Annotated in this window: 6 protein-coding genes; 4 read left to right on the top strand and 2 right to left on the bottom strand. The window is 71.0% G+C overall.

Annotation, left to right across the window (positions count from 1 at the left end):
• The coding region (locus tag RJQ01_RS01985; protein WP_350475022.1) for an NAD(P)H-quinone dehydrogenase at positions 1-995 on the top strand (995 nt) is incomplete at its 5' end.
• Positions 996-1,297: 302 nt separating this feature from the next.
• Positions 1,298-2,302 carry a hypothetical protein gene (locus tag RJQ01_RS01980; protein WP_350475021.1) on the top strand — a complete coding sequence of 335 codons (1,005 nt, stop codon included), beginning with the start codon at positions 1,298-1,300 and terminating at the stop codon, positions 2,300-2,302.
• Positions 2,303-2,432: 130 nt separating this feature from the next.
• On the opposite strand, the gene RJQ01_RS01975 is transcribed toward RJQ01_RS01980, so the two are convergent.
• Together RJQ01_RS01975 and RJQ01_RS01970 are read right to left on the bottom strand one after the other, a co-directional pair.
• Entirely contained in the window at positions 2,433-4,211 is a 1,779-nt protein-coding gene (locus RJQ01_RS01975) for an acetyl/propionyl/methylcrotonyl-CoA carboxylase subunit alpha (RefSeq protein WP_350475020.1), read from the bottom strand.
• Positions 4,212-4,377: 166 nt separating this feature from the next.
• Positions 4,378-5,037 carry a Maf family protein gene (locus RJQ01_RS01970; RefSeq protein ID WP_350475019.1) on the bottom strand — a complete coding sequence of 220 codons (660 nt, stop codon included), beginning with the start codon at positions 5,035-5,037 and terminating at the stop codon, positions 4,378-4,380.
• 194 nt (positions 5,038-5,231) lie between these two features.
• Between RJQ01_RS01970 and RJQ01_RS01965 the strand changes: the two genes are divergently transcribed.
• Positions 5,232-6,461, top strand: coding sequence for a class I SAM-dependent RNA methyltransferase (locus tag RJQ01_RS01965; RefSeq protein ID WP_350475018.1), 1,230 nt, complete (start codon positions 5,232-5,234; stop codon positions 6,459-6,461).
• 176 nt (positions 6,462-6,637) lie between these two features.
• Entirely contained in the window at positions 6,638-7,294 is a 657-nt protein-coding gene (locus RJQ01_RS01960) for a response regulator transcription factor (protein ID WP_350475029.1), read from the top strand.
• The last annotated feature ends 4 nt before the right edge of the window (positions 7,295-7,298 follow it).

The raw sequence follows: 7,298 nt of genomic DNA, 5'->3' as shown, positions 1-7,298 counted from the left end.
ACTTCGATCAGTGCGACGCGGACACGGTCGTCGTCGCCGTCGGGGCCTCGCCGCGCGAGCTGCCGCCCGCGAAGCCGGATGGCAAGCGCATCCTCACGTGGACCCAGCTGTACCGGCTGCCCGACGTGCCCGAACACCTCGTCGTCGTCGGCTCGGGAGTCACGGGCGCCGAGTTCGCGTCTGCCTACACGGCGCTCGGCGCGAAGGTCACTCTCGTCTCGAGCCGCGACCAGGTTCTGCCGGGGGAGGACGTGGATGCGGCCGCCCTCATCGAGGCGGTGTTCCGCCGCAACGGCATGACCCTTCTCGCCAACGCGCGCGCCGAATCGGTCGTCAACACCGGCGAGGGCGTCACGGTGACGCTCACCGGCGGCGAGACGATCGACGCCTCGCACGTGCTCATGGCCGTTGGCTCAGTGCCGAACACGGCGGGTATCGGCCTCCAGGAGGCCGACGTGCAGCTCACCGACTCCGGGCACGTGAAGGTCAACCGGGTCGCACGCACCTCCATGCCGAGCGTGTACGCGGTCGGCGACTGCTCCGACTCTCTGCCGCTCGCCTCGGTCGCCTCCATGCAGGGCCGTACGGCGGTGTACCACGCGATGGGCGACGCGGTCACGCCGATCAAGCTGCGGAACGTGACATCCAACATCTTCACGTCCCCCGAGATCGCCACGGTGGGGTTCTCGCAGAAGCAGGTGGAGGACGGCGAGACGCGCGGCATCGTGCACAAGCTCGAGCTCGAGACCAACCCCCGCGCGAAGATGCAGGGCGTGACCGACGGCTTCATCAAGCTCATCGCCGCGAAGACCTCGGGCAGCGTGATCGGCGGCGTCGTCGTCGCCCCCCGGGCCTCTGAGCTCATCCTGCCGATCGCTTTGGCGGTCGAGCACCGGCTCACGGTCGACCAGCTCGCGCGCGCGTACAGCGTGTACCCCTCCCTCTCCGGCGGCATCACGGATGCTGCGCGCGCGATGCACGTGCCCCGCGACTAGCGCGCCCGGGTCGGGCGCTGCCGCGCTTCCGGCCGCGCGCCGCGCCCACCCGGGCCGCACCGCGACCCGGTCGCGCATGCCCACGACTGTGCTCGCTCGTGGCAACAGTGCTGGCGCGGAGGGTCACACACGCCACTGGGGGACGCAGTTGTCGCGCAGGGTGCTCTCGAACAATCGCCCCACCGTCGCGGTGCGCGAGCCCGCCACGCGCACACTCCTCCCCGGTGCCCGACTGCAGGCCGTGCGTGCCCCGTTTGCGGAGTCGATGACGCTGATTCCGCAGCGCACGCGATCATGTCGGGATGCTCGACCCACGTTCTCGGAAACACCTCGCGGCCGCAGCGCAATCGCTCGTTGTCGTCGCCGATCTCGCCGACATCGGGGAGCGGAGCCGAGTGTTCCGCAGTCGGGCGCGCAACGAGCTGCAGACTCTGCGCCGAGGGCTTCACCTACCGTCCACCGTGTGGGCCGAGCTGTCGCGAGAGGATCAGCATCGGCTACTGTGCCTCACCTCGGCAGAGGTACTCGCGCGCGGAGAGGCGATCTCCCACCGATCGGCCGCGCTTCTGCGTGGTCTGCCGCTTGTCGGTGGTTGGCCGACCCGCGTCGAGACGACGGTGCGCGCAGCCAGCGGGCTGACGTCGACCACCGCGCTGCGGCGGCACCGGCGAGCGGAGCATCCGATAGTCGAGCAGCTCCTCGGTCTCCCCGTCACGAGCGAGGCGCAGACCGTCGTCGATGTCGCCGCGACGTGCCCCTTCGCGAGTGCGGTCGTCGTGGCAGATGCCGCACTCTGGCGGGCACATCGCACGGGCGGTGAGGAGGGGGTGAGCCTGCTCCGGGCCGACATCGCCGCGCTCGCTCAGCACCTGGGTGCGGCTCGTGGGTCTGCTCGAGCCCGCAGGGTCATCGAGGTGGCCGACCACCGCGCCGATCGGCCGGGTGAGTCCCTCAGTCGCGTCGCGATGATCGAGCTCGGCGCCGAGCTGCCCGAGTTGCAGGTCGAGGTCATCGGGCTCAGCGGTCGCCACTACTGGGTCGACTTCGGCTGGCCAGAGCTGGGCATCGTGGCCGAGTTCGACGGCAAGGCGAAGTACACCGACCCTGAGTTCCTCCGCGGGCGCACAGCCCAGCAGGCTGTGTATGGCGAGAAACTCCGCGAGGACGACATTCGTCCCATGGTCAGCGGCTTCGGCCGGTGGGACTGGGAGACCGCTCGATCTCTCGACCTCATGGCGGGTCGGCTGCACGCACTCGGGGTGCCTGTGCGCTCACGACGCGCGAGTGTGCTGCTGAGTGGCATCTGAGCCCCACTGTGCGGACACACTGGCCACCATCGGGCACAGTTGCACCTCTAGAAGGTTGCGCGGGCGTGAGCGCGGGCGGGAGCGCGGGCGTGAGCGAGAGCTCGGGGGCGCGTGCGGCCGCGGCGGACGGTTAGGCGTCGGCGATGGTGAGCAGAACGTGCCCGCCCGCGACGGTTTCGCCGACCGAGACGCCGATCGCGCTGACCGTGCCGTCCTTGTGTGCCGTCATCGGCTGCTCCATCTTCATCGCCTCGAGCACGACGACGAGGTCGCCCGCGACCACGTGGTCGCCCTCGCTCACGGCGAGCTTCACGACGGTCGCCTGCATGGGGCTCGTGACGGCGTCTCCGCCGGCGGCCGCTGCCACGCCGACGCCGGTACGCCGCTTGGGCGGTGCCGCGAGCGCGGTGGCGGCGCGGGATGCTCCGCTCGGCATGAGCGTCTCCGGCAGCGACACCTCCAGGCGCTTGCCGCCGACCTCGACGACCACGGTGTGCCGCGGCGCGGGTTCGGCGGTCGGCTCGGCGAGCGAGCCGCTCCAGGGCTCGAGAGTGTTGTCGAACTCGGTCTCGATCCAGCGCGTGAACACCGTGAAGGGGGCGCCGTCGGCCGGGGCGAACGCCGGGTCGTCGACGATCGCGCGGTGGAAGGGCAGCACGGTCGGCAGGCCGGCCACCTCGAACTCGGCGAGTGCCCTGCGGGAGCGCTCGAGCGCATCCTCGCGGGTCTTGCCGGTGACGATGAGCTTGGCGAGCAGCGAGTCGAAGGCGCCGGAGATGACGTCGCCGGTCGTGACACCCGAGTCGACCCGCACTCCCGGGCCGCCGGGAAAGCGCAGAACGTGCACGGGGCCGGGCATGGGCATGAAGTTCAGCCCCGGATCCTCCCCGTTGATGCGGAACTCGATCGAGTGGCCGTGGGCGACGGGGTCGCCGTAGCCGATGGGCTCGCCCTCCGCGAGGCGGAACTGCTCGCGCACGAGGTCGATGCCGGTGACCTCTTCCGACACGGGGTGCTCGACCTGCAGGCGCGTGTTGACCTCGAGGAAGGAGACGGTGCCGTCGGCACCGATGAGGAACTCGCACGTGCCGGCGCCGAGGTAGCCCACCTCGCGCAGGATCGCCTTCGACGAGGTGTACAGCAGCTCGGTCTGCTCCGGGGTCAGGAACGGCGCGGGCGCCTCTTCGACGAGCTTCTGGTGGCGACGCTGCAGCGAGCAGTCGCGGGTCGAGATGACGACGACGGTGCCGTGAGCGTCGGCGAGGCACTGGGTCTCGACGTGGCGCGGCTTGTCGAGGTACTTCTCGACGAAGCATTCGCCGCGGCCGAACGCGGCGACCGCCTCCCGGGTGGCCGAGTCGAAGAGCTCCGGCACCTCCTCGCGCGTACGCGCCACCTTGAGGCCGCGCCCACCGCCGCCGAAGGCCGCTTTGATGGCGACGGGCAGGCCGTGCTCGTCGACGAAGGCGAGCACCTCCTCGGCGCCGCTGACGGGGTTGAGGGTGCCGGGGGCGAGCGGGGCGCCGACCTTCTCGGCGATGTGCCGGGCGCTCACCTTGTCGCCGAGCTTCTCGATCGCCTCCGGGCTGGGCCCGATCCAGATGAGGCCGGCGTCGATGACGGCGCGCGCGAACTCGGCGTTCTCGGCGAGGAACCCGTAACCGGGGTGCACGGCGTCGGCACCGGAGCGCCGGGCGACGCTCAGGATCTTGTCGATGACGAGGTACGTCTCCGCGCTCGTCGACCCGCCGAGGGCGTACGCCTCGTCGGCGAGGCGCACGTGCCGGGCATCCCGATCCTGGTCGGCGTAGACGGCGACGGTGCCGAGTCCGGCGTCGCGGGCGGCTCGGATGACGCGGACGGCGATTTCGCCGCGATTGGCGATGAGTACCTTGCTGATGCGGGCCATGATCCCTCAGCCTATTGCCGGGCGCGGTGCCGTGGTTTGGGCATGGTCGACAAAAGGATGCGCGAGCGCTTGGCGAATACGCTGTGCGAGGCGCCGCGATTGCTCTCGGATCGCCGTGCGCGGCCCGGTGCGTTTCCCCGAGGAGCGGCCAGCGATGAGGCGCGGCTCAGCGGTTCCAGAGCTCGGTCCACCGGCCGCCAAGCTCGTGCACGAGGCGCCGCAGTAGCGGAATCGACAGGCCGACGACCGTGTGCGGATCGCCCTCGATGCGATCGATGAACCCAGCGCCGCGCGCGTCGATCGTGAACGCGCCGGCGACCTTCAGCGGTTCACCGGTGGCGATGTAGGCCTCGATCTCGTAGGTCTCGATGTCGTCGGCGAAGTGCACGATGGCGCTGGATGCTCGGCCGACCGCCGCGCGCACGGCACCGCCGCGGTGGTCGATGAGCCAGTGGCCCGAGTGCAGCACCCCGCTGCGGCCGCGCTGCAGCAGCCACCGCTCGCGGGCGATGTGGGGCTCGTGGGGCTTGCCGTAGATCGTGCCGTCGAGCTCGAAGGCCGAGTCGCCGCCGAAGAGAAACCCGTCGAGCTCGGCCGGCTCGAGGCCGGCGGCGGCGAGCACGTCGGGGTCGAGCACGGCTTCGCACTTCCGTCGGGCGAGCAGCTGCACGAGCTCGGCGGGCTCGAGCGGACGCCCCGCGCGCACTTCCGCCTCCGCCACGGCAGCCTCCTCGTCCACGCCGGGGGCGATGGCGACGGGCTCGATTCCGGCACCCCGCAGTGTCGCGAGGCGGGCGGGCGAAGTGGAGGCGAGGTACAGGCGCACGCGTCCGATGCTACGCACCGACCTCGGTGCACACACCGCTGAGGCCGGATGAGCGGCACAGCGCAGTCTCCGGGCATGCTCCGCCTGCTCTGGCGGGGGTGGGAACCGGCAGGCTGACGGCGGCCAAGAGCTCTCGAGTTGCATGCGCCTCGTAGGCTGGAGGGATTGGCTGAACTGCGGGATTGAGGAGCACTGTGGGTGAGAATGCAGGCCGCGACGTCGAGCTGACGCTTGAGCGCATGGCGCACGGAGGCGTGGCCGTGGGCCGCCTCGATGGCCGTGTCGTGTTCGTGAGCGACGCGATCCCGGGCGAGACGGTGCGTGCGCGCATCAGCGACGACCGCAAGAAGAGCTTCTGGCGCGCCGACACGGTGGAGGTGCTGGAGCCGAGCGAGCACCGCCGACCTCACGTGTGGAGCGCTGCGGGCATCGAGAACCCGCCCGGTCGCCGTGCGGGCGGTGCGGAGTTCGGCCACATCGCGCTCGGCCACCAGCGCGTGCTGAAGCGGGGCATCCTCGTCGAGGCGCTGCAGCGCATGGCCGGCCTGGAGGTCGAGGTCGAGGTGGAGGCGCTGCCCGGGGACGACGATCGGGGCGGCCTCGGCTGGCGCACCCGCATCCGTCTGCACGTCGACGACGAGGGACGGCTGGGCCCGATGGCGGCGCGCTCGCACACGGTGATCCCGGTGACGGATGCCCCGCTCGCGACCGACGCCGTGCAGGCCGCGACGCCGTTCGAGGAGCGCTTCTCGGGGTTCGACACCGTCGACGTGCTCGCGCCGAACGGGGCAGATGCGCGCCTCGTCATCGGCGAGCAGAAGCCCACGGTCATCCACGAGCGCGTCGGCGATCGGCAGTTCGTGCTTGACGACACGGGCTTCTGGCAGGTGCACCGTGAAGCGCCGGCAACCCTCACCCGCGCGGTGCAGGATGCTGTGGTCGAGGAGCTGTTCGACCCACGCGCGGGCAATCTCGACCTGTATGGCGGGGTGGGTCTGCTCGCGGCAGCGGTCGCCGACCGTTTCGGCCCGTCGACGCGCATCACGAGCGTCGAGGCCGACCCGCGCGCGACCGACCACGCGTCGGAGAATCTCGCCGAGTGGGTGGGCGCCAGCGCCGAATCCGGCCGCGTCGACCGGTGGTTGCGCGCGCTGCAGGAGCGCACGGCGGGAGACCGCTCTCCGCTCGAGGGCGCGACGGTCGTGCTCGACCCGCCGCGCTCGGGTGCGGGGGTCGACGTCATGGCGGCACTGGGTCGTCTGGCGCCCGCGCAGCTCGTCTACGTGGCGTGCGATCCGGTGGCGCTCGCCCGGGATGTCGCGCTCGCGGAGGCGCACGGCTACCGCTTGGCGCGCATCCGGGCCTTTGACCTCTTTCCGCACACGCACCATGTCGAGGCCGTGGCGACGCTGACGCGAGACTGACTCGCGTTCACCATCGCAGTGCCCGGATGCCGCGTCGGGCGCGCCGCACCCCGTGTAGAGCGGCTCCCTGGCGCTACGATGAAGGCATCAGAGCATCCGATTCCTCCCCACCGGGCTGCCCTGAGCACTGATCCCGACACAAGATGGGCTGATACGTGGTTGCCGAGACCGAGAGCATGGTGCGCGTCGCCGTGGTCGACGACCACGAGTCGGTGCGGCTCGGGTTGCAGGCTGCTTTCACGAATGCGGGCTTCGACTTCGTGCTCTCGGCGGCGACCGTTCCCGAGTTCGTCGAGAACCTCGATGGTCGAGAGGTCGACGTGGTCGTGCTCGACCTCTCCCTCGGTGACGGCTCGAGTGTGACCGACAACGTGAAGTCGGTGCAGGCCACCGGTTCGGCGGTGCTCGTGCACTCGATCGCTGACCGCGTGGCGAGCGTGCGCGAGGCGCTCGCCGCCGGCGCAGCCGGCGTCATCCCGAAGTCGTCTGCGACGCGCGCGGTGCTCGCCGCGGCCGAGACGGTCGCGCGTGGCGAGGTGCTCAACAATCTCGAGTGGGCGAGCGCCATCGACGCCGACCGCGACTTTGCCAAGGCTCAGCTGGGTAGGCGCGAGCGCGAGATCCTGCACCTCTACGCCTCCGGTCTGCCGCTCAAGCTCGCCGCCCAGCAGCTCGGCATCGGCTACTCGACGGCCCGCGAGTATCTCGACCGAATTCGTGCGAAGTACGTCGAGGTCGGCCGGCCGGCGCCGACGAAGGTCGACCTCTTGCGTCGCGCGGTGGAGGACGGCATCCTGCCGGGCCTCGACCCGGACGGTGATGAGTCGGCCTGAGGTC

Source organism: Microcella sp. (genome assembly GCF_040286215.1).
In the GTDB taxonomy this organism is placed as follows: domain Bacteria; phylum Actinomycetota; class Actinomycetes; order Actinomycetales; family Microbacteriaceae; genus Microcella.
Note: the sequence above shows the minus strand (reverse complement) of the source record. Positions and strands in the feature narration are given on the sequence as shown.

Excerpts from the sequence above, each read along its gene's own strand:
- RJQ01_RS01980 (WP_350475021.1), top strand. The coding sequence starts at position 1,298 with ATGCTCGACCCACGTTCTCGGAAACACCTCGCGGCCGCAGCGCAATCG.
- RJQ01_RS01975 (WP_350475020.1), bottom strand. The coding sequence starts at position 4,211 with ATGGCCCGCATCAGCAAGGTACTCATCGCCAATCGCGGCGAAATCGCC.
- RJQ01_RS01960 (WP_350475029.1), top strand. The coding sequence starts at position 6,638 with ATGGTGCGCGTCGCCGTGGTCGACGACCACGAGTCGGTGCGGCTCGGG.